We start from the raw sequence: 26,532 nt of genomic DNA, 5'->3' as shown, positions 1-26,532 counted from the left end.
GCTTGCCCCGCGCGCAACCCACCGCTATGGCCTGCCCATGACCCAAGACACCCCCAAAGGCGATCGCATCGCCAAGGTTCTGGCCCGCGCGGGCATTGCCAGCCGCCGTGGCGCGGAAGAGATCATCACTGCCGGACGCGTCAGCGTAAACGGCAACCGCATCGATAGCCCGGCCCTGAATGTCACGCCTTCCGACAAGATCACCGTGGACGGCAAGCCGCTGAGCGCGCCCGAGCCGGAGCGGCTGTGGCTCTACCACAAACCTGCGGGCCTCGTGACCACCACGAAAGACGAACAGGGCCGCAAGACCATCTTTGACGCCCTGCCCGAGGACATGCCCCGGGTGATGAGTGTCGGTCGGCTCGACCTCAATTCCGAAGGCCTCTTGCTGCTGACCAATGACGGCGGGATCAAGCGCAAGCTGGAACTGCCCTCAACCGGTTGGATGCGCCGCTACCGCGTGCGGGTGAATGGCCGTCCCACCGACCCGCAGCTTGAACCACTGCGCAAGGGCATCACGGTTGACGGCGAACGCTTTCAGCCCATGCACGTGACGCTCGACCGGCAACAAGGCGCCAATGCATGGCTGACCGTGGGCCTGCGCGAAGGCAAGAATCGCGAGATTCGCCGTGCCATGGACAGCATTGGCCTTGCCGTGAACCGCCTGATCAGGGTCAGCTATGGCCCGTTCCAGTTGGGCGAACTGAAACAAGGGACTGTCGAAGAAGTGCGCCGCCGGGTGATGCGCGACCAATTGGGCATGGAACCGGAACCGGCCGCGCAACCGGCCAAACCACGCGGCAAACCGCGCCGGACACGCAAGCCGCGGTAGACGTCCACCATTTGCCGCTCCCCATTTGTGACGCGAGACTCAAATAATTCCCCTTGCGCCTGTCATTTGCGCGTCACACCCCTATTGCAATGATGGACATGCGCGCGCCCCTAGTGCTGCATCCGCAAACCGGCTATATGTCTCATAGCCAACAGGGACTTACGGGATGGAGCCAACCGCTTTTCAAAAGATCGCATTCGCGGTTCTGATCGCGCTGATGTTCGGCGTGACAACCGGCTTGCTTGGGGGGCTTTGACGATATGGCGCAGCGCTATGGCGGCAAATTCAGCCCCGATCCCAAAGACACGCCCACATCCAAAGACCGTCCCGCCTTTGACAAGGCGCGCGTTGACCCCGTCGGTGCGCGCGCAAACCTGATGTTCCTGCCCGCCGTACCAATGGTGTTTCTGGCGCTGAATGACGGGGCCACAGGGCTTGTCACAGCCCTCGTATCCGCCGCCATCCTGACGGGTGGCGCGTTCATGCTGCGCGAGGGTCTCAGGGCCGAAGCGGCGTATGTCGCCCGCAAGGTGGCGCGCCGCCCTGCCCTGCCCCGCAAAATCCTTGCCGCCCTCCTCGTGGGCCTCGGAATCGCGCTGGCCGCCTACCGGTCGGAGCCAGGGATTGTCGCACCTGTGCTCTATGGCCTCGCAGCCCTTGGGCTGCATCTGGCGGCTTTCGGCATAGATCCCTTGAAATCAAAGGGTATGGAAGGTGTCGATACCTTCCAGCAAGACCGCGTGGCGCGTGTCGTCGATGGCGCCGAGGAGCTGTTGACCGACATGCGCGATGCGATGAAACGTGCACAGGACCGCAAGATGGAACTGCGCCTTGACCAGTTCCAGACCACCGTTCGCGACCTCATCCAGACGGTCGAGGAAGACCCCCGCGACCTGACCGCCGCCCGCAAGTATCTGGGCGTCTACCTGATCGGCGCACGCGACGCGACGGTCAAGTTTGCCGATATCTACGGCCGCAGCCGCGACACGCAGGCCCGCGTCGACTATGCGGCCCTGCTGGACGATCTCGAGGAAAATTTCGCAGCGCGCACGCGCAAGCTGCTCACCGAGGATCGCACCGACCTCACGATCGAAATCGACGTGCTGCGCGACCGATTGCAGCGCGAAGGCGTGCGCGTGTCGCCCGCCGATGACATATAAAACCAAAGGGGGCATACATGTCCGAAACAGTCCGTCAAAAAGCCGAAGCCGCACTGGCGCAGGTTGAAGAAGTGACAGCCGTAGTGCTGCCTGAACCGGCCGAGGCCACCGCCATCGTAGCGCTGGAACAGGCCGACGCGCCCGTGGGTGCAGAAATCCGCGCCCGTATGGACGAAATCGACATGGAGGACACGCAATCCATCGTGTCCTTCGGGTCCGCAGCCCAGGCCGAGTTGCAGGAAATCAGCCAAGCCATGTTGCAGGACGTCCGCAACAAGGATGTCGGTCCGGCAGGCGACAGCTTGCGCAACATCGTCACCACCATCCGCGGCTTTTCCGTATCCGAATTGGACGTGCGCCGCGAACGCAGCTTCTGGGAAAAGCTGATCGGTCGCGCGGCACCTTTCGCCAAATTCACCGCCAAGTTCGAAACCGTGCAGGACCAGATCGACCGCATCACCGATGACCTGCTGGCGCATGAACATACGCTCCTGAAGGACATCAAGTCCCTCGACCTGCTCTATGAAAAGACGCTGCAATTCTATGACGAGCTGGCGCTTTACATCGCGGCCGGCGAAGAGAAGATCAAGGAACTGGACGACACGATCATCCCCGCGAAAGAGGCCGATGTGCAGGCCGCAGCCGAGGATGATCAGGTCATGGTCGCACAGGAACTGCGCGACCTGCGCGCCGCCCGCGACGATCTGGAGCGCCGGGTGCATGATCTGAAACTGACCCGTCAGGTGACAATGCAATCCCTGCCCTCCATCCGCTTGGTGCAGGAAAACGACAAATCGCTGGTGACCAAGATCAACTCGACCCTCGTCAACACCGTGCCTCTGTGGGAAACGCAGCTGGCACAGGCCGTCACGATCCAGCGCAGCGCCGAAGCGGCGGCTGCCGTGCGCGACGCCAACGACCTGACCAACGAATTGCTGACCGCCAACGCGGCCAACCTGCGCGAAAGCAACAAGATGATCCGCAAAGAGATGGAGCGCGGCGTCTTTGACATCGAAGCCGTCAAGCAGGCCAACGCGGACCTGATCGGCACCATCGAAGAGTCGCTGCAGATCGCAGACGAAGGCAAGGCCAAGCGCGCCGCAGCCGAGGAAGAGCTGAAGAAGATGGAAACCGAACTGCGCGACACGCTGGCCTCGGCCAAGGCCCGCAAAGACGGGGTTGGCGACAACGCTGGCACCGCCGTTCCGGGCTGATTTCGCCACGATGGCAGGGGCACAGACCAAAAGCAGGATCAAAGCATGGGGCGGCCTTGTCGCCTTGGGCATGCTTGCGGCCTGCGATGTGTTCATGCCGGTGGAACCCGTGCTGACGCCCAAGGTGCGGCCAGCCGGTCTGGTGCCCCCGCCGGTACCTGACGTGCAGGCCACGTCGCAGGAAAGTGCCGCTTTGCGCGCCTACCTCGCACAGGTGCAATCCAGCCAGTTGACGGCTGGATTGCTACGACAGGATGGCGGCGGGCCCGACACGCCCTTTACCTCTGACATGCTGGCCCGCAACTTCGAAGAGATCGTGTTCTTCAACGAATACGCCGGTCCCGGCATACGCCCTGGATCGTCCAGCGCCCTGCGCCGCTGGTTTGAGCCCGTGCGCATCGGGATCGAGTTTGGCGCATCAGTGCCACCCAGCCAACGCACGCGCGACACCAATGACGTGATCGCCTATGCACGCCGGCTGTCCCGGGCGACGGGCCACCCGGTGTCGGTCTCCAACAACCCCAACTTCCTCGTGTTCTTCGTCTCGGAAGATGATCGAACAGACACGCTGAACGCACGGGCAACAGACCTGTCGGGTGTGAACCGGATCAACCTTGGCCCAGTGCGTGACCTGCCGACCGACGCCTATTGCGCTGTGGCGGCTTATGCCAGCGGGCCGGAACGGTCGACCTATACGGCCGCGGTCGCAGTGATCCGGTCCGAGAATCCCGATCTGCTGCGCCTGTCCTGCATTCACGAAGAACTGGCCCAAGGGCTGGGCCTCGCCAATGACAGTCCGGACGCACGCCCCTCGATCTTCAACGACGACGACGAATTTGCGCTGCTCACCGACCACGATGTGCACCTGTTGGGGATGCTCTACGACGACCGCCTGCGCCCCGGCATCGGCCTGACCGAGGCGCGCCCGATCGTGCGCACCCTCGCCCGTGAGGTAACGGAGCCTGGGCTGTGACAATCCGAACCGCTGCCCTTTTCATCCTTCTACCCTTTGCCACCCAAGCGGGCCCGGGCGCTGTGGACTGGATCACGACACATACGCAACAGCCCCTGAAAGAAGCACGGATCGGAAGCTACGATCCGGATGGTCCGATCATCGGAGTGGACAGCCTGACTTACGAACCAAGCTATTCCTGGCCATACATCGATGTGCCCGACGGGCCTGCGGATTTTCACGTCTTTTATGATGACGAAACCGGACGAGTGTCCAAGGCCGCCCTGATTTTTTCGGATGCGGATCCCAGCTGCGGCAAGGATCTGGCAACCATGCCAGTGGACACAGGTACAGGTGCCTTTCTGGATCGCAAGGCCGCCGAAGCACTCGACAGGATCGCAACAGAAACAGGTGACCTCTATGGCGGCTTCATGGAGCCGCAAATCGACGGCACTCACAGCTTTGCCAAATTCCTGAAATTGCCCGGTGGCCATGTTTTTCCGGCCTTTCAGACCGGGTGGGGTGACGGCGGTTATCCAGTGGCCAGCTTGCGCGGATCGGATGGTGCGATGGTTGCGATTTACGCAGATTTCATGGGCAAGGATGCGGATGGCAACTGGTTGCTGCCCACCCCTTGCGCCCCAACAGAGGGCAGCGAATGAGCTGGCCTCGTTTCACCAATCACCCCCTCAAGGCCACGTATCCTTGTGGGCAACACAGGCAGGAGTAATCCAATGGGCATTTTCGACTTCCTCTCCGGCGAATTCATCGACGTCATCCACTGGGTGGACGACAGCCGCGACACCATGGTCTGGCGGTTCGAGCGTGAGGGCCACGAGATCAAGTACGGCGCAAAGCTGACCGTGCGCGAAGGGCAATCGGCGGTCTTTGTCCACGAGGGGCAACTGGCCGATGTGTTCACCCCCGGTCTCTACATGCTTGAGACCAACAACATGCCCATCATGACGACGCTGCAGCACTGGGATCACGGTTTCAAAAGCCCGTTCAAATCCGAGGTGTATTTCGTCAACACAACCCGGTTCAACGATCTGAAATGGGGCACCAAGAACCCGATCATCTGCCGTGATCCTGAATTTGGCCCCGTGCGTTTGCGCGCCTTCGGGACCTACTCGGTCAAGGTGGCTGACCCCGCCCGCTTCCTGGTCGAGATCGTCGGCACCGATGGTGAGTTCACCATGGACGAGATCAGCTTCCAGATCCGCAACATCATCGTGCAGGAAATGTCGCGCAGCCTTGCCAAATCGGGCATTCCGGTGCTCGACATGGCCGCCAACACCCGCGAGCTGGGGCAACTGGTCGCCAAGGAAATCAGCGCACAGATCGCTGAATACGGCCTGACCCTGCCCGAACTTTACATCGAAAACATCTCGCTCCCCCCGGCGGTCGAAGAGGTGATGGACAAACGGTCCTCCATGGGGGTGATCGGAAATCTGAACGAATACATGCAGTTCCAGGCCGCCGAGGCGTTGGGCCGTGAAGGTGGCGATGCAAGCGGTGCGATGCAAGCGGGCCTTGGGGCGGCCATGGGCATGCAGATGGGCCAAATGGCATCCAGCGGTCCGTGGGGCGCACGTCAACCTGCGGTAGCCGCACCACCCCCTCCGCCGGTCGAACATGTCTGGCACGTGGCCGAAAACGGCGAAACCAAGGGGCCGTTTTCAAAGGCGCAATTGGGACGCATGGCAGCCGCCGGCGAGCTGAGCCGTGAGACGTATGTCTGGACGGCGGGTCAGGACGGCTGGATGAAAGCCGAGGACGTGACCGAGCTTGCCCAGCTCTTCACCATTCTGCCCCCGCCCCCTCCGCCCGGCGCGTAAGAAACGATCCTAGCCGCGGTCGGCAACGCGAGCTTGATAGGCATCAAGTTCGCGGATCAGACCCAGTCCATTGGGACGGTCGCTGCGACGGCAGAACTCGGACCAGATATCGCCAAATGGCAGATCTTTGAACTCTTCGGTCATGGTCAGCCGCGTCGTGAAGTCGAGCGCGGTTTCGGCCTGCCGCAACCGATCGAAGGGCGTCAGCAGCGCACGCAACAGCGCCTTCTGCATGTTGCGTGTTCCGATGACCCAGGCCGCCGTACGGCTGATCGTGGCATCAAAGAAATCCAGCCCGATACGCGTCCGACCCAGCAGGTCGGCGCTGACCAATTCATGCGCCATGGTCAGGATATCGTCGTTCAGCAGGATCACATGGTCACTATCCCACCGCATCGGGCGCGACACATGCAGCAGGATTTTATCCAGCGACAGTGCCACCGCACTCAGCTTGTCCGCTATGTTCTCGGTCGGATGAAAGTGCCCCATATCAAGGCACAAGAGCGTGCCCTTGCGTATCGCATAGCCCAGATAGAATTCGTGACTACCCACGGTACAAGCCTCGACCCCGATCCCGAACAGCTTTGATTCCACCGCGTCGCGCATACCTGACAGCGGCTGCGCCAACATCTCATCCAGCGACGTCTCGAGCCGTGCCCGCGCAGCCATGCGATCAACCGGAACATCCTTGTACCCGTCAGGCACCCAGATGTTGTTGATGCACGGTGTCCCAAGAGTCGCGCCAATCTGCGCTGCGATCTCTCGCGTGCGGCGCCCATGTTCGATCCAGAAATCGCGGATACCCTGATCGGGGTGCGAGAGGGTCAGGTTATCGTCCGCCTTCTCATGCGCAAAGAAGGTCGGGTTGAAGTCCAGCCCGATCCCCTGATCCTTTGCCCAATCAACCCAGGGCGCGAAATGACGGTATTCAATCTGATCTCGGTCCGGCGCCTCATCCGTGTCCATATACATGGCATGCAGGTTCAGACGGTGCTTGCCGGGGATCATCGCATAGGCAAATTCCAGATCGGCCCGTAACTCGTCGGGCGTACGCGCGCGACCGGGGTGATTGCCCGTGGCCTGAATGCCGCCACCGGATGTGCCTGTCTTGGATTCGAACCCAACCACATCATCCCCCTGCCAGCAGTGCATGGAAATCGGGATGGTCGTGAGCTGGCGGATCGCCGCTTCGGTATCAACACCCCACTCGGCAAAGGCGTCCCTTGCGCTGTCGTACCCCATCTGCCCCTCCTACCGCGTGAACGCCTGCACGTTGCCCGCATCCACGTTCAGGATGTTACCCGTGGATTTCGACGACGTATCGCTGGCAAAGAAATAGCACGCCTCGGCAATGTCCTCGGGCAGAACCGAGAGTTTGAGCATGGAGCGTTGCCGGTACATCTTCTCAAGCCCCTCCTTGTCGGTACCATAGGTATCCGCCCGCTGCTCCAGCCACTCGCCTTCCCAGATTTTCGAGCCGCGCAATACGGCATCGGGATTGACGACATTGACCCGGATACCGGCCTCTGCCCCTTCCAGCGCAAGACAGCGCGCCAGATGGATTTCCGCTGCCTTGGCCGTGCAATAGGCCGAGGCGTTGGGCGACGCGGCCAAGCCATTTTTGGACGCGACAAAGACGATTGAGCCGCCCATGTCCTGCACACGCATCAGCTTGAACGCTTCCCGGCTGACCAGAAAGTAACCGGTACTCAGAATATCCATGTTCCGGTTCCACAGTGCGAGCGTGGTCTCTTCCACCGGTGCGGATGACGCTATGCCTGCGTTTGATACCAGAATGTCGATACCACCGAATTCCACGGCAGCGTCCGCCATGGCGCGGATCACGGCCGCCTCGTCCGTGACATCCATGATCGTCGCGCGCACCACATCCGCACCGTGGGATTGCACAAGCCGGTCCTTGACCGCCTCCACCCCCTCGGCATTGATATCGGCCAGCATCACGCACGCGCCCGCGCGCAGATACCGCTCGACCGTGGCTGCCCCAATACCGCCCGCACCGCCGGTGACCAGTGCCACACGTCCCGCCAGCGATTTCGGCTTCGGCATACGCTGCAGTTTGGCCTCTTCCAAAAGCCAGTATTCGATGTCGAACGCTTCCTGCTCAGGCAGACCCTGATAAGTGCTGACCGCCGACGCGCCCCGCATCACGTTGATCGCGTTGATATAAAACTCACCCGAAATGCGGGCCGTGGCCTTGTTGTTGGCAAAGGTGATCATGCCAACCCCGGGGACCAGGTAGACAACCGCATTGGGATCGCGCATGGCCGGACTGTCGGGACGTTTGCACCGGTCGTAATAGGCAGAATAGTCATCGCGGTAGGCTGCGATTTGTGCAGGCAGACCCGCCAACACCTCGTCCACATTCCCCTTTGCCGGATCGAAATCGATCACCAGTGGGCGGATCTTGGTGCGCAGAAAGTGGTCAGGACAGGATGTGCCAAGCGCCGCAAGTGATGGCGTGTCATGTGCGTTGACGAAGTCCAACACGGCATCACTGTCGTCGAAATGCCCCACCATATGCTGGTTGCCGCTGACGAAACCACGGATCGCGGGCATCAGCTGCGCAGCAACAGCACGGCGTTCCAGCGCAGTCAAACTGTTATGGCGTGCGCCACCGAACGCCGGCACGTCATCCGTCTTTTTGCTCAACCAGGCCGTCGCGACATTGATGATATCAATGGTCGTGTCGTAGCAGGCCCGCGCCGTATCGCCCCAGGTAAAAAGCCCGTGGCTCTCAAGCACAACGCCATCAGCCTCCGGGTTGTCCTTGCAAAACGCCTCAAGCCACAACCCAAGCTCATATCCCGGCCGCTTCCACGGCAGCCAACCAATCCGATGGCCAAAAATGTCCCGTGTCAACGCCTTCGAATTCTCCGATCCCGCAATCGCGATGATCGCGTCCGCATGCACATGATCGACATGCGCGCGGGGCACATAGGCGTGCAGCGGCGTGTCGATCGACGCGGCACGCGGGTTCAGTCGAAACGTGCAATGGGGCAAGTAGCCAACCATCTCGTCCTCGAAATCGACCCCGCGATATAACGACTTCAAGGCGTGCAGCTTGTCCATATACAGGGTCGCAAAACCGTCGCGCGTCATCGACCCGATGTCACCGCCCGATCCCTTGACCCAAAGAACCTCAACTTCCTGCCCGGTCAGCGGGTCCGTTTCCATGACCTTCGCCGAGGTGTTTCCGCCGCCGTAATTCGTCACGCGCTTGTCTGCGCCAAGGATATTCGACCGATACAGCAGCAACTCGGATTCGCTCAGCCCCGCCGCCGCATTGTTGTCCCAACGGTTTTCAAGCAGCTGATCTTCGAAGGTTTTCAGCACGACATCCTCCCGGTCCGGCGGCCAGCGGGCAGCTCACCACCCATAGCGTGTGTGATCAGATTGCGGCACTATGTCAATCATTTTCAATCATTATCAATCTCAAAATGCACATTAATGACTGCTATTGATTGTTTGTGATTGACAGAATCTTCGAATCTGCACAGGCTTTGTCAACGGGAGGCATCATGCACGAAAAAGAACGGCATAGGATCATTCTGTCCGCGGTACAGGACCGGCCGGTTGCGACCGTTGTTGAACTCTGCAACCTGACAGGCGCGTCCGAGGCGACCATCCGCCGGGACATCGCGACGCTCCACATGCAACAAAAGCTGCGGCGCGTGCGCGGCGGCGCCGAGGCAATCAATCCGCCGCAGTTCGTCGGGCTGGCCGGACGCACCTTTGCCGTCAACGAAACCATGCGGACCTCTGAAAAGCAGGCCATTGCCCGGGCGGCCGTGGACCTCTGCGAAGACGGCGATTCCATCATCATCAACGGCGGCACGACAACCTTTCAAATGGTGCACCCGCTGGCGACGCGCCGCTGTCAGGTGTTCACCAACTCGTTTCCGATTGCCGAACATCTGCTAAAGCATTCGAAGAACACGATCATGCTGTCCGGCGGAACGATCTACCGCGAGCAAAACATCATCCTGTCCCCCTTCGACAATGATGTGACGCGCAATTTCTATGCCAAGCGGATGTTCATGGGGGCGCAGGGGCTTGGTCCGCTTGGCCTGATGGAAGCCGACCCGCTGCTGATCCAGGCAGAACAGAAACTGATTGGGCAAGCGGACGAGTTGGTCGTGCTTGCCGACAGCTCAAAATTTGAACGGCGGTCAAGCCTCGTGCTCTGTCCGCTCAATCGCATCACCACGGTCATTACAGATGAAGGCATCTCGGACAAGGCGGCAGCCATGCTGGACGCTGCGGACGTGACGTTGGTCGTCGCCCAACCGGGCAACGGTCAGGAGGAGGTCTCTTAACCGGCCTCGTGCAAAAGACAATTTGGGAGGATTGAAATGAAACGTAGGACATTTACGTCGCTGGTTGCGGGCCTGAGCCTGGGCGCAAGCCTGCTGGGCACAAGTGCCATGGCGCAAGACAACATGCGTATTGCTTTGGTGGTCAAAGCGCTTGGCATTGGGTTCTTCGAAGCCGCTGCCGAAGGCGCAGAAGAGGCCGCAACCGAACTTGGCAATGTCGAGATCATCTATACCGGCCCCACCGACACAACCGCCGAAGGCCAGATCGAGGTGATCAATTCCCTGATCGCGCAAGGTGTCGATGCCATCGCGATCTCAGCCAATGACCCCGATGCGCTGGTGCCAGCCCTCAAACGCGCCATGCAGCGCGGGATCACCGTGATCTCGTGGGACTCCGGTGTGGCCGAGGACGGGCGACAAATGCATCTCAACCCGTCATCGAACGCGCTGATCGGCAACATGATCATCAAGCTGGCCGCCGATCACCTGCCTGACGGTGGCGAAGTGGCCGTGCTGTCCGCCTCAGCCACCGCAACGAACCAGAACATCTGGATCGAAGAGATGAACAAGGTGATGGGCAACTATCCCGGCATCAACGTGGTGAGCACGGTCTACGGCGACGACCTGGCCGACAAATCCTATCGCGAGGCGCAGGGCCTGATGCAGTCCCACCCCGATCTGGATGCCATCATCGCACCCACAAGCGTCGGGATCGTCGCCGCCGCACAAGCCGTCGCCGATGCTGGCAAGGCGGGTGAGATCAACGTGACGGGCCTCGGCCTGCCCTCGGAGATGGCGGGCGCCATCGAGTCAGGCGCGTCCAAATCGTTCGCGATCTGGAACCCGATTGACCTGGGCTACTCGGCCACGATGATCGCCCACGCGCTTGCCACCGAAGCGGCAACCGCCGAACCGGGGTCCGAGATTCCGATGGGGCGCATGGGATCGGTCACGCTGGACGATACAAACGCGGCCGCCATGGCGGACCCGTTTGTCTATGACGCCTCGAATATCGACCAGTTCAAGTCGATCTTCTGATACTCCCCCTGGCCCCGGCACGGTGCAGCACGCATCGCGCCGGGGCATTTTCCGGCGGACCCCAGACCCGATGCTGATGCAATCAGAAACCGATCTTTCCGGTCCATCGAAGGGCAACGCCATTCCGGTCATCGCACTGGAGGGCGTGACCAAGCTGTTTCCCGGTGTCAAAGCCCTGTCCGACGTATCGTTGCGCCTCTATCCGGGGCAAGTGACGGCCCTCGTTGGCGAAAACGGCGCGGGCAAATCCACGGTGGTCAAGATCCTGACTGGCATCTATCAGCCCGATGGGGGCAGCATCACGCTGGATGGCGCGGCCATCGCCTTTCCAACACCGCAGGCCGCCGGGGCGGCAGGCGTCACCGCCATCCACCAGGAAACTGTCCTGTTTGACGAATTGTCGGTGGCCGAAAACATCTTTCTCGGCCATGCGCCGCGCGGCCGGTTCGGCCTGATCGACACCGCCGCCATGATGGATCAGGCGGCGGATATCCTGCGCGGCATCGGCGCTGCAATTGATCCGACGCACAAGCTCAAGGATCTGGGCATCGCCAACAAGCACCTTGTAGCCATCGCACGCGCCCTGTCCACCGACTCCCGTGTGGTGATCATGGACGAACCCACCGCCGCCCTTAGCCAGAACGAGATCGAAGAACTCTACGCGCTTGTCGAAACGCTCAGGGCGCAGGGCAAGGCGATCCTCTTCATCAGCCACAAATTCGATGAGATTTTCCGCATCGCAGATCGCTACACGGTCTTCCGCGACGGTGAGCTGGTTGGAGACGGCATGATCAGCGCTGTCACCGAAGCCGAACTGGTCAAGATGATGGTGGGCCGGGATGTCAGCCAGATCTTCCCGACCCGGACACCGAATATCGGAGACGAGGTTCTCGCGGTCAAAGGATACGCGCACCCCACCGAGTTTGCGGACATAACGTTCACCCTGCATCGTGGTGAAATCCTTGGGTTTTATGGTCTCGTGGGCGCAGGCCGATCCGAGTTCATGCAGGCGCTGTTCGGGATCACCCGCCGCTCTGGCGGAACTACAACAATCGACGGCGCGACCGTCGACATCCGCTCACCCGCTGATGCGGTCGCCAACGGCATCGTCTACGTCCCCGAGGATCGCGGCAGGCAGGGGGCGGTCGGCGCGTTGCCCATTTTTCAGAACGTCACCCTGCCCTCTCTGGGCCGCACATCCCGCTCCGGGTTTCTGCGCCTTGCCGAAGAGTTCAAACTCGCTCGAGAATACACAGAACGGCTCGACCTACGCGCGGCCTCCCTCGACACGCCTGTGGGCAACCTGTCCGGCGGCAACCAGCAAAAGGTCGTGATCGCCAAATGGCTCGCCACGCAGCCCAAGGTCATCATTCTGGACGAACCGACCAAGGGGATCGACATCGGGTCCAAGGCGGCTGTGCACGCGTTCATGGCTGAACTGGCGGCGCAGGGGCTTGCCGTCATCATGGTCAGCTCCGAAATCCCCGAAGTCCTCGGCATGTCGGACCGCGTGATCGTCATGCGCGAGGGGCGGATGGCCGCCGAACTTCGCGCCAATGACATGACCCCCGAAACGCTGGTGCGCCACGCGGCCGGGATCAAAGAGGCGCCCACATGCTGAAACGTCTGCTCACCTCGCGCGAAGCGCTGTTGGCTGCGGCGATCATTCTGTTGCTCGCGGTCATCTCCACCCGGTTCCCCGCCTTTGTGACGCCGCAGAACCTCGGCAACGTGTTCAATGACACGTCGCCGCTGATCCTTCTGGCCATCGGTCAAATGATTGTCATCCTGACGAAATGCATCGACCTGAGCGTAGCCGCCAACCTGGCCCTGACGGGCATGGTAGTCGCTATGCTCAACGTCGCCTTGCCCGGCCTACCCGTTCCGATCATCATCGCCATCGCCATTTCGCTGGGGGCGGTGCTGGGCATGGTGAACGGCGTCCTTGTCTGGAAACTCGCCATCCCACCCATCGTCGTGACACTGGGCACGATGACAATCTTCCGCGGTCTGATCTTCGTGATTTCCGACGGCAAATGGGTGAACAGTCACGAGATTGGCGAAGGGTTCAAAGCGTTCACGCGCGCTGCATTCCTCGGCTTGCCGACCATGAGCTGGATCGCAATCCTAGCAGTCCTTCTGTTTTCGATCGTCATGGCACGCACCACGCTGGGCCGGGCATTCTATGCTGCGGGCGGCAATCCCCATGCCGCAACCTATGCAGGTATCGATGTTGGGCGGACGCAGTTCTGGGCCTTCACTATCTCAGGCGCGCTTGCGGGGCTGACCGGCTATCTCTGGGTGTCCCGCTACGCGGTGGCCTATGTCGATCTTGCAGGCGGATTTGAACTGGACGTTGTCGCCGCCTGCGTGATCGGTGGCGTTGCGATCATGGGCGGGATCGGCACCGTGATGGGGGCCATGCTGGGGGCACTGTTCCTCGGGGTCATCAAGAACGCGCTGCCCGTCGTTGATATCTCGCCCTTCTGGCAACTCGCCATCTCGGGTGGCGCGATCATCATCGCGGTGGCGCTCAATGCGCAGGCCAACCGGGAAAAGGGGCGCATCATACTGAAACGCGCCGAGCATGCCACATGACCGACAGAACACGTTTCATACCGGACCGGCTGCAATCGCCGCTCGAACGGCACCTGAAAAGCTGGGAAAGCCTGCTGATCCTTGTGGCCGTCGCGGTGTTCATCGCCAACAGCTTTGCCTCCCCCTATTTCCTCAACGCCTGGAACCTCAGCGACGCGACCTTCAACTTCACCGAAAAGGCGATGATCGCCTTTGCCATGGCACTGCTGATCATCTCGGGCGAGATTGATCTGAGCGTTGCATCCATCATCGCGCTCGCCTCGACCGCCATGGGAGCGGCCGTGCAGTTCGGGGTGGATACGCCGGGTCTTGTGCTGATCGGGCTGGGGGTCGGGCTGATCTGCGGGGCCTTCAACGGTTTCCTAGTGACGGTGATGGGCCTGCCCTCCATCGTTGTGACCATCGGCACGATGAGCCTGTTTCGCGGCATCAGCTATATCATGTTGGGCGATCAGGCCTATCGCGGCTATCCACCCGATTTTGCCTTTTTCGGGCAGGGCTACGTGTTCTGGGTGATCTCTTTTGAATTTGTGCTGTTCGCCATCCTCGCCCTGATCCACGCCATCCTGCTGCACAAGACGAATTTCGGGCGTGCTGTCTATGCCATCGGCAACAACCCGACAGGCGCGCTGTTTTCCGGTATTCGGGTGGCCCGCGTGAAGTTCATTCTGTTCCTACTGACCGGTCTGATGGCCGGCATCGCCGCAATCTGCCTGACCTCCCGGCTTGGCTCGACCCGCCCCTCTATCGCCTTCGGGTGGGAGCTTGAGATTGTCACCATGGTCGTGCTGGGCGGCGTTAGTATTCTTGGCGGTTCAGGCTCCATCCTCGGGGTCGTGATCGCGGCCTTTGTCATGGGGTTGGTGACCTTTGGTCTGGGTCTGCTGAACGTGCCGGGTATCGTGATGTCCATCGTGATCGGCGCGCTCCTGATCTCGGTCATCGCGCTGCCACGGCTCTGGCAGAAATGGAGAGGGTGAATGGAGAAATACGCCTTCAGAATGCGCCTGAACCCCGGTTGCCGGGATGAATACATCAAGCGACATGATGATATCTGGCCAGAACTGGTCGCCCTGCTGAAACAGGCAGGTATCTCGGATTATTCGATCCATCTGGATGAAGAAACGAACTGCCTTTTCGGCGTGCTCTGGCGCAGGGATGATCACGGGATGGACACCCTGCCCGCCCATGACATCATGCAACGATGGTGGGCGCACATGGCCGATATCATGGACACCCATCCCGACAACGCCCCGGTCGCAGTGCCCCTGACGCCCATGTTTCATATGCCATGACCCGCACCCACGTCGCCGTCATCGACATCGGCAAGACCAACGCTAAGCTGGCCCTTGTCGATCTGGACACATTGACAGAACTGGCCGTGGTCACCCGCCCAAACACGGTGATCCCCGGACCGCCCTGGCCGCATTTCGATGTGGACGGGCACTGGGGTTTCCTGCTGGACGCGCTTGCCCGGTTTCACGCGACGCACCGCGTTGACGCGATTTCGATAACGACCCACGGCGCATCGATCGCCCTGATCGGACAGGACGGCCAGCTCGCCGCGCCGATCCTCGACTACGAACATACCGGCCCGGACGCCCTGAACGAGGCGTATAATGCAATTCGTCCCCCCTTCGCAGAAACCGGCACCCCAAGGCTCAGCGGTGGTCTGAACATCGGCGCGCAACTGTTCTGGCAGTTCGATACAGATCCCGGACTGAAGGCACGGACACGCCACATCGTGACCTATCCACAGTATTGGGGCTATCGGCTGACAGGCATTGCCGCAACGGATGTCACGTCACTTGGGTGCCACACCGACCTTTGGAACCCGTTCAAGGGGCAGCCATCATCCCTGGTCGCAAGGCTTGGGATCGAACGGCAGCTCGCCTCCACCCGCAAACCAAACGCGGTGCTTGGGCCCATTCTGCCTTCCATCGCACAACAGACCGACCTGCCGCAAGACACCCCAGTCTATTGCGGCATCCACGATTCCAACGCCTCGCTTCTTGCACATCTGGTGGCACGCACCCCACCGTTCAACGTTGTGTCAACCGGTACATGGGTGATCTGCATGACCATCGGCGGGGACACGGTCACACTCGACCCCACCAAGGACACGCTGGTCAACGTGAACGCCCTTGGTGACCCTGTGCCGTCGGCCCGGTTCATGGGGGGGCGCGAACACGACATCCTGATGCAAGGCAACAGCATTGAGACGGATGACACAGACATAGCGACCGCACTCAACGAAGGCCCCATGCTGCTGCCTGCCATCGTCTCCGACACCGGCCCGTTCCAGGGCATGTCGGCCCGCTGGGTCGGCACAGAGCCTGCGCCCGGAACAGGCCTGCGCAGCGCCTGTGTCAGCTTCTACCTGGCACTGATCACCTCCCACTGCCTGACACTGACCGGACACCAAGGGCCGGTGTTCGTCGAAGGACCGTTCGCAAGAAATACCAGCTACCTGAAAATGCTGGCCTCAGCGACCGGGACAGCCGTGCACGCCATGACCAGCATCACCGGCACCAGCGAGGGCGCCGCCTTGCTGGCCCGCATGACGGACAGCCCGACCGAAGCGTTGCAGGAAGAACCAACCATATCCGCCGCCAAAGACCACGCCGCCTACGCGCGCAGATGGTCAGACCTTGTCGGCGGGCACTAAGCCGGTAACACAGTCCCCATTCGCAAAGGTCCCACATCAACTTTCACTGACAGAACGCCGCTTGCATGTAGCGTTCCTGATCCGGCAGCATTACGCTGGCGGCGAAACACTGAACGGTTGATGGTACCACCCACGCACCGTTCCACTTGAAGGAACAGACATGCGCCGAAAGGCCACGATTGCGCTTCACTGGCTCACCTTGGTGCTGCTGATCCTGCTGGTGGCGGGCGGGCCAATCCCCGTCGTGGCGTGGGCCTTTGCCCTGTCCGGCTTGGCCATGTGCCTGCTGGCCGTGGCGCAGGGGGTGATGAACGGTCCCGGTCCAAAACTCGAAGGGGCCCTGCGCCGCGCACATCCATGGCTCAGCCGCGCCATGTACGCCGCCCTTGGCGTCGTGGCTGCGCTCACCGCGTGGTCGCAACTGGGCGGCACATGGTCAGGTCCATCCCTGCCCAACCTCTATTTCTACCTCATGTCGGCCTCTGCCCTGCACGCCATCTTTCACCTTTGGCGACACACGGCGCTTGGCGATGGGGCCTTGCGCCGGATGACACCAACATCCATGCACAAACTTCTATGACCGATCTTCACGACCTAGGCGGCCCCGCTGGACTCGCCGACCACCGCTTTCCCTGCGACAATTGTGGCGCGGACTTCCGCTTTGATCCCGGCGCGGGGCAACTGGTCTGCGACCATTGCGGCAATACTGCAGACATGGAAAGCGACGCGCCCCGAACAATCGCACCCATTGCCGAACTGGACTACCGTGCCGCCCTCAACGCTGACCTGCCCGCGGCAGAGATTGAGGAAACGCGCGTCTCGAAATGCCCCAACTGCGCGGCCCAGGTCGAATTCAACGCCGACATTCACGCCACCGAATGCCCATTCTGCGCCACGCCGGTGGTGACGGACACCGGCGCACATCGGCATATCAAACCGCGCGGCGTTCTGCCCTTCGCCATGACCGAAGCGCAGGCGCGCAAGGCGATGACAGACTGGCTGGGTGGGCTGTGGTTTGCCCCGAACGGGCTACAGGACTATGCCCGCAAGGGCCGCGCGATGCAGGGCATCTACGTGCCCTACTGGACCTTCGACGCAGACACGCGCAGCGCCTATACAGGCGAACGCGGCACCGTCTATCACGAGACCAAAACCGTGATGCGGGACGGCAAGCGCCAACAGGTGCGCGTGACCAAGGTGCGCTGGCGGCGCACACGGGGCAAGGTTGCCCGCTTCTTCGACGACGTGCTTGTGCTGGCGTCCAAATCGCTGCCCAAACGGTTCACCGACGCGCTTGAGCCATGGGACCTGAGCGCGCTTGAACCCTATGCGCCCGAATTCCTGGCCGGGTTCCGCGCGGAAGGCTACGCCATTGAGTTGGAAGAAGGGTTTGAAGAGGCACTCACGCGGATGGACCGGGTGATCGCCCGGGATGTGAAGTTTGACATTGGGGGCGACCGCCAACGCATCCATTCCATCGACACGAAACTGGGAGCCGTGACCTTTAAGCATATCCTGCTGCCCGTCTGGCTCGCCGCGTACAAGTACCGCGGCGAAACCTACCGCTTCGTCGTCAACGGGCGCACGGGTCGCGTTCAGGGTGAACGGCCATGGTCCGCGGGCAAGATCGCCGTCGCGGTGATCGTCGGCCTTATCGTGGCCGCAGCCATCGGCGCAGTGGTGGCCCTTCAACAATGACCCAATACGACACCCTGAACGACATTCTGTCGGACCGCTTTTCGTGCCGCGCCTTTCTGGCGGACCCTGTCCCACAAGAGACAGTTGCCCGGATCATCTCTGCCGCGCAAAAGGTGCCAAGCTGGTGTAACGCGCAACCCTGGCAGCTGATCGTCACGTCAGGCGCCGAAACCGACCGGTTCCGCGACGCGCTCTATGCCGCGGCCAGCACAACCGCCCCGGCCCCCGACATGCCCTGGCCCGAAGGATACCCGGACATCTATGGCGACCGCCGCCGCGCCTGCGGCTTCCAGCTTTATGATGCGGTGGGCATCGAAAAAGGGGACCGCGCGGCCTCTGCCACGCAGATGATGGAAAACTACCGCCTGTTCGGCGCGCCGCATGTCGCCATCGTGACCAGCCCCAAGGTGCTTGGCCCCTATGGCGCTATGGACACGGGCGGCTTTGTCACAACCTTCTGTCTTGCCGCGCAGACCTTGGGCGTTGCCACGATCCCGCAAGCGGCGATTGCGGCCCAGGCTCCCTTTGTCCGCAGCCATTTCGACATTCCCGAAGATCGCCAGATCCTGTGCGCCATCTCCTTCGGCTATGCCGATCCGAACCACCCGGCCAACAGCTTCCGCACAGACCGTGCCGACGTGGCAGATGTCATGGAGTGGAAGGAATGAGGGCGCTTCTGCAACGTGTGTCCGAAGCCTCCGTCACCGTGGACGGCGAAACGGTTGGCAGGTGCGGCCCAGGTCTCCTGATCCTTGTCTGCGCGATGCCGGGCGACACCTGTGACACGGCCAAGGCGCTTGCGGCCAAAGTGTCCAAACTACGCCTGTTCAAGGACGAGGCAGGCAAGATGAACCTGTCGATCCTCCAATCAGGGGGCAGTGCCCTTGTGGTCAGCCAGTTCACGCTGGCCGCCGACACGTCACGCGGCAACCGCCCCGGATTCTCGGGCGCGGCGAAACCGGATGAGGCGGAAACGCTCTACCTGCAATTTGCCCACGCGCTGCGTGACCTTGGGGTCGAAACGGAAACGGGGCGGTTCGGCGCAGATATGTCCGTGGGTTTAACAAATGACGGGCCCGTGACAATTTGGCTGGACACTAAGGCTGGTTAGCTTGAAATCGTCCGCGGTGCGGGACAGAGCGCTATTTCACCGCGTTCACTCGAAGGTCTGCTCCGGCAGAATTCGCAATTGCGGCAAGGCAATATCTCCTAGTTCTAATGGGGGTTCTGCCATTCCATGATCAGTTGGCAGGGAGCGTTGTTGTAGGCGTCTTCCTTTGGGTCCGCCGGTTGCAGAACTGCTGGCTCATCGAAGTATCTGAGCGTCATGCCTCGCTCCAATAGCTGGGTCATGTAGAAGGACAGCGGCCGATGCCAGTTAGTGACGGCGATACCTTTCCATTCAACGACTACAGAGTGAGGCTCTAAATAGCGCTGCACGACGAATTCACGGCCACCGTCAGGCAAGATGCGCCAACCACCACCCTTGATGTCGCCGGCAGTTGCGAAAACCTGTCAGGTTTGCAATCTGAAACTGCCCACTACGGCGTAAGACACGGACAACCTCGTCGAGCGCGGTTTCGATGCCCTAGATGTCCAGAAGGCTGAGATAACTCACAACCATGTCGAAGGTATCTGCGTCGAAACGCAATGCCTCTGCGGCATCCTGCGATACGATTGACCAGCAACACCGGGGTTTGGTTGCGGGAGCCCATGGCGGATTGCAGGATTAGTCGTGGAAACATCAAACTTATCTGCCATTCATGCGCTCGGCCCAGCTTTGAACAGGGATCATCGGCCAGACACGACCGCTGAATCCGAAGCACACGTGGACAATTCGGATTCGGCTTGAGCTAGCCGACAATCATCGCGATCTGGCGCTGTTCAAAGTGGCAATCGACAGCAAGCTCCGAGCCAGTGATTTGGTCATACAAGAATGGACAGCATGGTCCGGTATCTCGGTGCTGAGCTTGGTGTGACGTTACCTGATGCGTGTCCTTGCTATCGATCGAGAAGAGAAGGCCCACATTTGTAATTTCGATGGCCGATACAGAGCGTATCGCAACCCAAATGCCGGCAAAGGATGTCTTAGCAACCGCTTAACAGTGCCCACGCCTTGCTTACTTTGCCCGCCGTTTCGGAACAGCATTCCCTCCTTTTGATGCTTTCGCCGCTGTGGCGCGTGCCCGGTTCTTCTTGCTGCTGGGCTTGCCCTTCGGAGGAGGAGGGCCTTTTGGTGCATCGCCCCGTGATTTGGTACCGCTATCTTTGCGTTTGTCGCCACGGGTTTTCTTGCCAGGGTCAGTTGCTGCATTGTCGGTTGCCGCTGTGGGTCCACGTCGCCGTGCCGGTCCGTGAGCCGAGCTGTTTGAACCGTCGGCCTTGGTTTGCTGGTTCGCCGGTTTTGCAGGCTTGCGATCTTCGGGCTTGGGTTTCCGACGGCGCGGCGTTGGCGCGTCATTCCAATCCACCGGCGCAGCGTCGTTCTCGGCAGATCGTGGTTTGTTCTTGAACGAGCGGTTGGATTTTGGCCGTTCAAAGGTGGGCAGGTCGGGTGCGCCATCCAGGCGTACAACGTCCTTGGAACTTTCGATTTTCATGTCGGGGCCGATGGCCGCCAGGAAGCCCGCAACACTGCTATCCCGAATTTCGACATAGGACACATCATCGGCAATGCGGATTGCGCCGATATCGTCCTTGGTAATATCGCCCGCCTTGCACAGCATGGGCAGCAAATGCCGCGGCGATGCGTTTTGATTGCGCCCTTCAGAGACCGAGAACCAGACACTGGGGCCAAAGGCAGCGCGCGGTTTCGGCGCATCAGCTTTCACATCTCCCAGCTCTTCGGGGGCGGAGTGGCGTGTTTTGTACTGGCGCAAGTAAGCCGCCGCGATCTGTTCGGGTGTGAACTTTTCGACCAGTTGATCGACTGATGTACGTTCGCTGTCCGCAATCTCTGCGTGCCAGTCATCAGCGGCAAACATGCGTGCCATGTCGCGCTCAGTGACCTCTTCGGCAGACGGGGCGGTGCCCCAATCCGCGGTCAGCTTGGCAAGCTTCAAAATACGCTCTGCTTTCTTCCGCGAGGAAGGCACCACGACCAGTGCACTGACCCCCTTGCGCCCCGCACGTCCTGTCCGGCCAGAACGGTGCAGAAGGGTTTCGTGAGTCTTGGGCAGCTCTGCGTGGACCACCAGATCAAGGTTTGGCAGGTCGATCCCGCGCGCGGCGACATCGGTGGCGACGCATACTCGGGCGCGTCCGTCGCGCATGGCTTGCAAGGCGTTCGAGCGTTCGCCCTGGCTCAACTCTCCGGACAGGGCGACAACTGAAAATCCGCGGTTGGACAGACGTGCCGTCAGACGCGCCACCATAGCCCTCGTGTTGCAAAACACGATCGCATTTGGTGCCTCATAATAGCGCAGGACGTTTATGATCGCGTTTTCGCCGTCACGCGGGGCCACCATCATTGCGCGGTATTCAATGTCGGCGTGTTGGGTCCGTTCACCAACGGTGCTGATCCGTTCCGCGTCCCGTTGATAGCGTGTTGCGAGGTTGGCAATCGCGCGCGGCACCGTGGCCGAAAACAGAAGGGTTTGGCGCTCTGCCGGTGTCTCATCCAGAATGAATTCCAGATCCTCGCGAAACCCGAGGTCCAACATCTCGTCCGCTTCGTCCAGAACCACGGCGCGGATGGCAGACAAATCAATGGAGCCACGCATGATATGATCGCGCAACCGCCCCGGTGTCGCCACAACGATATGTGCACCCCGCGCCAATGCGCGTCTTTCGTCACGCATGTCCATGCCGCCAACACAGGATGTCAGGAAGGCGCCTGCGTCTGCGTAGAGCCAACCAAGCTCCCGTTTCACCTGCAGTGCAAGTTCCCGCGTCGGGGCAATCACCAAGGCCACCGGCGCGCCAGATGGCCCGAATGTGTCCTCTGGCCCCAGCAGTTCAGGCGCAATGGCAAGGCCAAACCCGATGGTTTTTCCCGAACCGGTTTGCGCCGAAACCAAAAGGTCGCGACCAGCCAATTCGGGTTCTGTGACGGCCTGCTGGACCGGGGTAAGCGTGTCGTAACCCTTGCGGGCCAGCGCGTCGGCGATGGTTTGTTTCACGGCGGCGTTTTCTTTGTCTCGGCCCGGCGATGTGAGTGCTGCGGTATTGCAGGCGGTGCATCAGCCAAGGTTAAAGACCGCCCCTTATCGGGTGTCCGTTCCATTGTATAGACGCGCGGACCCGATTGCGATGGATTGACGCCACGTGCCGATGTCGTACGTCTCCGGCCCATTTTGTCGGGCCGGAGACAAGTCATCTGGATTTCGGGACAGCTAGGTCCATGCCCCGACGGTCAACGCGACCGTGCCAGAGCTGATATTGTATGTGGTCTTTGATGGCACCTGTGGACCGGAATATGTACCCATCGGGGTTTCATCCATGGAAAAGCCATAGGCTGCACCGCCCAGCATGATGGGTTCTGTGCCCTTCGTCCGATGATCGTCACCGTTCACGTCACTGCAATGAAGGAATTTTGCGTAGAGGTGACTGGGGGCAGAATCGCCATACCACGTGGTAGGATTGTTCCAGGCCGTGGTGCTGAACTGCGCGTCTTCTGTGAGGAAGGCGTCGGCATATGTGCCATTCATAACGACGCCGCGACAGATGGCTTCCCAAATCGTATCCTGAACCAGCATCGCTTCGCTTTCGCCGATGATGCCGGGCGTCAACGTGTCGGTGAAGGCCTGTTGGAACACGTACTGTGCGCCCTGAAGGTCATTGGGGGAATTGATAGGGTCGGCGCCCAGCGGGTTGTAGAAATAGTATGTCTTGTCACCTTTGGAATTGGTCAGTTTGTAGGCCAACATCTCTGTGTTTGTGTGCGGGTTGGTGTGGGTGATGCAGGAGCCAGAGTAGATATTGCCGGGATCGCCGGCGACCGGGACACTGATGGCCAGTGTGTTCCCTGCGGCAAAGAAGGCCTGAAGCGTGGGGGTCCAATAAGTTTGCAAGCCGCTTGTGGTGGAATTCACATAGTTCCCGGTGCTCGCTGCCAGAAAATCGTTGGGATCGGCAATGGCAAAGAATTGGCTGTCCACCATGGGCGGTGTGTATGTGCTGTTTGGCATCGCGCCATCATACAGCAGATCGGAAAACGCAGAAGCCCCCGGAATGCCGGATTGATTGGCGAGAAATGCGGTGAATGCCTCTCCTATCTGTTTGCGAGTTACACCGCTTTGTGCGCCATAGCTTTGTGCCGGGTTGTTGCCATTCGCAGGTACGGAGAAGCGCAAGTTCAACCCAAAGCCATTTACAGACGAAAGGTCAAAGGCTGCGTTCATTCCGAATTCGAACACGTCATACGGACCCCCGGGGGCGACGCCGGGTGCCGGAAGATAGGGGTACTGCGTGTACATCATGACGTCGTCATAGACACCACTGCTGTTGGCGATGAGGTCCAGCGCGGCCGGAGCGTTTGGGCAGGCTGTGAACAACAGCCGATCATTGCCGTTGGTGCTGTCAGTCAATACAACGGAAGGGATGCTGGACACCTCGTAAAAAGATAGAGTTTTGGTACCAGACGTGGGCGGAGCGAATGTACCATCGCTGCCCAGAACCTTGAAATCTGCGCTGCCGCCATTGATCCAGCCAGCGACATAAACAGTGCCGGTTGGCGCGGTCAGGCCAGAGTTATCTGTAAGGGTGATTGTGATACTCGACATAATATCCTCGGAACTTGTTAACAAAGAAGCCTGTTAAAGACATCTTGGATACGTGGATCACACTGGCGGACAGCACGTCAATCTGAAGTTGAATTGTACGTTTAAAAGTGGAGCAATGGATATTGCCAGTTGCGGGAATGTATGCCGCTGCTGGAAGTTCCCTTAAATCTGAAGCTGGCGTGCCAACCAATCAATGGGCCAGTGTGATAAGGATACACATTGGTCAGCGGTTGCTTGCGTCATTGCCGCCGAAGCGAATGACTGCTTTCCGCCCATTCTGCAGAAAAACAACGTGTTGCTGGCGCAAAAAAGGCGCATCTGTAGCAAAGTGGGTGGCACGCGTTGGTCAAAACCGGCGCGATACTTGAAGCCTCTGCGCTTCTGGCCAAGACTGTGTTGCTGAGTAGAGATGATCGTCGAAATCTGCTGCAAACTCAGAAAATCCAAGTGCTTTGTATCGGCAGGCAACGAATTCTGAAATTGGCACTGCTGCGTTGTTCTTAGCGGGGATGCCATTCGCTACCATAGTAAGCAAATGAAGCTGGCAGTGCCAAACAGCCATACAAGAAAAAGGTCAGACTGACCCGCGCTAGCGTTGCAATTGCGAGAACAACCAACTTGTTTCCCGTTGAACCAAGCGGAAATGTTGGAACCAGAATGGCTGGGAATCCCGCGTTACAACAAAGGTCAGCCGCAGAAAGCTCGGGACTGCAGTGGCACCGGTCGCCTAAGCAAGTTGCGGCACACCGAGAGGTAAATGACCAGATCTGATTGAACCTCTTGTGTGACCTACCACATCTTACTGAGTTGCCTGTTCAACACTCCCTTCATGCTGCACATGGCTTTGAGCCTGCAAAGCCAATGGACAAGCGCGGACTGCACTTCAAGCGTATCCATCAAATCGCGAACACGGATGGACAAAGGTTTCGAGACAAACTCATGCGCGCCAAGCAGATCACAAAACCCTACGCCGGCTGGCAGCGTCGCATCGTGTCCTCTGGTCTCCAAACTGCTTCCGATGGCGACGTAGGGTTGGCCATTACCTTTGGTTTCGAAAGTTAGGATCAAGACTTTCGCCACTGCTTGCACCTCAAATGAAACTGCTCGTTTGACCGGCACGCTACGATAGTCAGCTGGGGTCGTTCCACTCGATCTCAACTGGTAGTGAGGACGCGGTTTGCAATCCTGTGGCGTCGCCATCATCCCCAACGACTGTAACACTTACAGTGCCCATAGAGGCGGACACATAGGTGATCTGCTCGTCAGGTTGGAGAAACCTCTTGGATTCCAACTCATCGCGAATAAAGGAATTGACCACACCTTCGTATCCTGAAGTTCCGTTCAGAAACGCACCGGACCACAGGTATCGAATGATCCCCCGGGTCATTTGCCGCCAGCTCGGAGGCATGAAAATAACTCCTTCGGGTGTACCTGACATCAAAACCTGGCCCAGGCTTATCCTGCGATCCTCTATTAGAGTATGAGCGCGTCCCTGATAGACGAACCGGGTCGACGTCGCATCTGCCAGCACCCGTTCGGTCAGTTGACGAAAGTCGAGGATCATTTCGCCTCCGCGTGCATCCTGACGTAGTTGACCGTTGCGAAAGGTGACGATCCGTTCGTTGTCGACAAAGCTTTTCCAATCATTGGGCACCACCAGAAAGCCGCCGGTGGGAAAGAAATCAGGCCCGCTTTTGGCATCACTGAACCCCGAACCTGAATCGAAGTTGTCGACGTCGATCATCCGGGACAACACCGCGCGATCGGTAAAATCACCGCAAAGAAACAGACCCTTTTCCGCCTCGTCAAAGTCATCAATGGTGGCAATGCTGCGGTCGAATAGCATGCACAGCTCAACCTCGTAATCGAGCAGCACTCCGGGGGCGTGTCCCACTTCCGTGACTGGCGGGGTCGGTTGGCCGAACTTTGGAAAGTTAAAGACGGATTGGCTTTGGGTTTCCTCCGCGTGCTCTACAAAATTGGTGCCTGAGGCCACATGCCGGTTCTCGGAACCGGCAACAGACAAAAGCCCATCGAACCCATAGGATTGCGTCAGATCGGCGTTACCGGGTTCTTGCGCCTGACGAAACAGGATTGCGAGCTGCCGCTCTCCAACGTCCCGCATCGCACCAAATAGATCTTTGGTGTTTTCTGCACCGTGCTCGGTCAGATCAATCGCGGAAATCTCCGCTCCGGACAGGTTCGTGACCAAAAGCGGAGCGGGCCTCCCTGCCTCGTCTTGTGTAAGCGCAAGTGTAAAACCTTGGGTCACGGGCAAAATGGCGGGCCTCAACATCTCTGCTTCCGCCGAGATAGGGTTGGTGCGCTCAGGGTCGTCCTGGATGCCGAAGACAAGCGCGATCGGGATTAGAGCTGCCAAAACAGGGATGTACAGAACAGGTCTCATGTCGAACCTCGATGTATGTCATGGAATAATTGGCGTCGGATGCGGCGACCGTTTGACCCGCCGCACC

At 60.0% G+C, this 26,532-nt stretch carries 24 protein-coding genes; 18 read left to right on the top strand and 6 right to left on the bottom strand.

The annotated features are described in order from the left end of the window. The first annotated feature begins 37 nt into the window (after window positions 1-37). From AC53L6_RS14555 to AC53L6_RS14530, 6 genes are all read left to right on the top strand, one after another. Window positions 38-832 (top strand): pseudouridine synthase, encoded by a 795-nt coding sequence (locus AC53L6_RS14555; protein WP_496908360.1) that lies wholly within the window; start codon window positions 38-40, stop codon window positions 830-832. Between the two features lie 260 nt (window positions 833-1,092). Beyond that, complete coding sequence (locus AC53L6_RS14550) at window positions 1,093-1,992, top strand: 5-bromo-4-chloroindolyl phosphate hydrolysis family protein (RefSeq protein ID WP_496908359.1); 900 nt, start codon at window positions 1,093-1,095, stop codon at window positions 1,990-1,992. A gap of 17 nt (window positions 1,993-2,009) precedes the next feature. Beyond that, entirely contained in the window at window positions 2,010-3,206 is a 1,197-nt protein-coding gene (locus tag AC53L6_RS14545; RefSeq protein ID WP_299698921.1) for a toxic anion resistance protein, read from the top strand. After that, window positions 3,172-4,179 (top strand): DUF2927 domain-containing protein, encoded by a 1,008-nt coding sequence (locus AC53L6_RS14540; RefSeq protein WP_496908358.1) that lies wholly within the window; start codon window positions 3,172-3,174, stop codon window positions 4,177-4,179. Before AC53L6_RS14545 ends, AC53L6_RS14540 begins: the two co-directional genes overlap by 35 nt. Next, window positions 4,176-4,820, top strand: a complete 645-nt coding sequence (locus AC53L6_RS14535; RefSeq protein WP_299598816.1) for a DUF4241 domain-containing protein — start codon at window positions 4,176-4,178, stop codon at window positions 4,818-4,820. The genes AC53L6_RS14540 and AC53L6_RS14535 overlap by 4 nt, the downstream gene beginning before the upstream one ends. A 72-nt stretch (window positions 4,821-4,892) precedes the next feature. Beyond that, the gene (locus tag AC53L6_RS14530) at window positions 4,893-5,996 is read left to right on the top strand and encodes an SPFH domain-containing protein (protein ID WP_496908357.1); all 1,104 of its coding nucleotides are present in this window, start codon (window positions 4,893-4,895) and stop codon (window positions 5,994-5,996) included. A gap of 9 nt (window positions 5,997-6,005) precedes the next feature. Here the strand turns inward: AC53L6_RS14530 and AC53L6_RS14525 are convergent, their stop codons facing one another. Both AC53L6_RS14525 and AC53L6_RS14520 read right to left on the bottom strand, forming a co-directional pair. Next, window positions 6,006-7,238: an L-rhamnose isomerase gene (locus tag AC53L6_RS14525; protein WP_496908356.1), complete on the bottom strand. Its 1,233-nt coding sequence runs from the start codon at window positions 7,236-7,238 to the stop codon at window positions 6,006-6,008. A gap of 9 nt (window positions 7,239-7,247) precedes the next feature. Further along, window positions 7,248-9,350 (bottom strand): bifunctional rhamnulose-1-phosphate aldolase/short-chain dehydrogenase, encoded by a 2,103-nt coding sequence (locus AC53L6_RS14520; RefSeq protein ID WP_496908355.1) that lies wholly within the window; start codon window positions 9,348-9,350, stop codon window positions 7,248-7,250. A gap of 185 nt (window positions 9,351-9,535) precedes the next feature. Between AC53L6_RS14520 and AC53L6_RS14515 the strand changes: the two genes are divergently transcribed. The 11 genes from AC53L6_RS14515 to dtd all read left to right on the top strand — a co-directional run bounded on the left by AC53L6_RS14515 (window position 9,536) and on the right by dtd (window position 19,446). Further along, complete coding sequence (locus AC53L6_RS14515; protein WP_496908354.1) at window positions 9,536-10,333, top strand: DeoR/GlpR family DNA-binding transcription regulator; 798 nt, start codon at window positions 9,536-9,538, stop codon at window positions 10,331-10,333. 36 nt (window positions 10,334-10,369) lie between these two features. Further along, window positions 10,370-11,371 carry a rhamnose ABC transporter substrate-binding protein gene (gene rhaS / locus AC53L6_RS14510; protein ID WP_472728593.1) on the top strand — a complete coding sequence of 334 codons (1,002 nt, stop codon included), beginning with the start codon at window positions 10,370-10,372 and terminating at the stop codon, window positions 11,369-11,371. 70 nt (window positions 11,372-11,441) lie between these two features. Beyond that, window positions 11,442-12,992 (top strand): sugar ABC transporter ATP-binding protein, encoded by a 1,551-nt coding sequence (locus AC53L6_RS14505; protein WP_496908353.1) that lies wholly within the window; start codon window positions 11,442-11,444, stop codon window positions 12,990-12,992. Then, complete coding sequence (locus AC53L6_RS14500; protein WP_496908352.1) at window positions 12,986-13,969, top strand: ABC transporter permease; 984 nt, start codon at window positions 12,986-12,988, stop codon at window positions 13,967-13,969. Before AC53L6_RS14505 ends, AC53L6_RS14500 begins: the two co-directional genes overlap by 7 nt. Next, on the top strand, window positions 13,966-14,949 hold the full coding sequence (locus tag AC53L6_RS14495; protein ID WP_496908351.1) for an ABC transporter permease: 984 nt from the start codon (window positions 13,966-13,968) through the stop codon (window positions 14,947-14,949). Before AC53L6_RS14500 ends, AC53L6_RS14495 begins: the two co-directional genes overlap by 4 nt. Then, window positions 14,950-15,264, top strand: coding sequence for an L-rhamnose mutarotase (gene rhaM, locus AC53L6_RS14490; protein ID WP_496908350.1), 315 nt, complete (start codon window positions 14,950-14,952; stop codon window positions 15,262-15,264). Further along, a complete protein-coding gene (locus AC53L6_RS14485) occupies window positions 15,261-16,637 on the top strand; it encodes an FGGY-family carbohydrate kinase (protein WP_496908349.1) in 1,377 nt (458 codons plus the stop codon). Before rhaM ends, AC53L6_RS14485 begins: the two co-directional genes overlap by 4 nt. Before the next feature lie 160 nt (window positions 16,638-16,797). Beyond that, window positions 16,798-17,217, top strand: coding sequence for a hypothetical protein (locus AC53L6_RS14480; protein ID WP_299598850.1), 420 nt, complete (start codon window positions 16,798-16,800; stop codon window positions 17,215-17,217). Further along, window positions 17,214-18,335, top strand: coding sequence for a TFIIB-type zinc ribbon-containing protein (locus AC53L6_RS14475; RefSeq protein ID WP_496908348.1), 1,122 nt, complete (start codon window positions 17,214-17,216; stop codon window positions 18,333-18,335). The genes AC53L6_RS14480 and AC53L6_RS14475 overlap by 4 nt, the downstream gene beginning before the upstream one ends. Then, the gene (locus AC53L6_RS14470) at window positions 18,332-19,003 is read left to right on the top strand and encodes a nitroreductase (protein ID WP_496908347.1); all 672 of its coding nucleotides are present in this window, start codon (window positions 18,332-18,334) and stop codon (window positions 19,001-19,003) included. Before AC53L6_RS14475 ends, AC53L6_RS14470 begins: the two co-directional genes overlap by 4 nt. Continuing rightward, window positions 19,000-19,446: a D-aminoacyl-tRNA deacylase gene (gene dtd / locus AC53L6_RS14465; RefSeq protein WP_496908346.1), complete on the top strand. Its 447-nt coding sequence runs from the start codon at window positions 19,000-19,002 to the stop codon at window positions 19,444-19,446. Before AC53L6_RS14470 ends, dtd begins: the two co-directional genes overlap by 4 nt. Before the next feature lie 1,009 nt (window positions 19,447-20,455). Here the strand turns inward: dtd and AC53L6_RS14460 are convergent. The 3 genes from AC53L6_RS14460 to AC53L6_RS14450 all read right to left on the bottom strand — a co-directional run bounded on the left by AC53L6_RS14460 (window position 20,456) and on the right by AC53L6_RS14450 (window position 24,574). Next, a complete protein-coding gene (locus tag AC53L6_RS14460; protein ID WP_496908345.1) occupies window positions 20,456-22,456 on the bottom strand; it encodes a DEAD/DEAH box helicase in 2,001 nt (666 codons plus the stop codon). 213 nt (window positions 22,457-22,669) lie between these two features. Next, complete coding sequence (locus AC53L6_RS14455; RefSeq protein WP_496908344.1) at window positions 22,670-24,058, bottom strand: hypothetical protein; 1,389 nt, start codon at window positions 24,056-24,058, stop codon at window positions 22,670-22,672. A gap of 162 nt (window positions 24,059-24,220) precedes the next feature. Further along, window positions 24,221-24,574, bottom strand: a complete 354-nt coding sequence (locus AC53L6_RS14450) for a hypothetical protein (protein WP_496908343.1) — start codon at window positions 24,572-24,574, stop codon at window positions 24,221-24,223. A gap of 345 nt (window positions 24,575-24,919) precedes the next feature. Between AC53L6_RS14450 and AC53L6_RS14445 the strand changes: the two genes are divergently transcribed. After that, window positions 24,920-25,120 carry a hypothetical protein gene (locus AC53L6_RS14445; protein ID WP_299743172.1) on the top strand — a complete coding sequence of 67 codons (201 nt, stop codon included), beginning with the start codon at window positions 24,920-24,922 and terminating at the stop codon, window positions 25,118-25,120. Window positions 25,121-25,187: 67 nt separating this feature from the next. Here AC53L6_RS14445 and AC53L6_RS14440 read toward each other — a convergent pair whose 3' ends face one another. Beyond that, the gene (locus tag AC53L6_RS14440; RefSeq protein ID WP_496908342.1) at window positions 25,188-26,465 is read right to left on the bottom strand and encodes a fumarylacetoacetate hydrolase family protein; all 1,278 of its coding nucleotides are present in this window, start codon (window positions 26,463-26,465) and stop codon (window positions 25,188-25,190) included. Window positions 26,466-26,532 lie beyond the last annotated feature (67 nt).

Source organism: Tateyamaria sp. LSS28, assembly GCF_059611725.1.
This window is presented reverse-complemented; position numbering and strand designations above follow the sequence as displayed.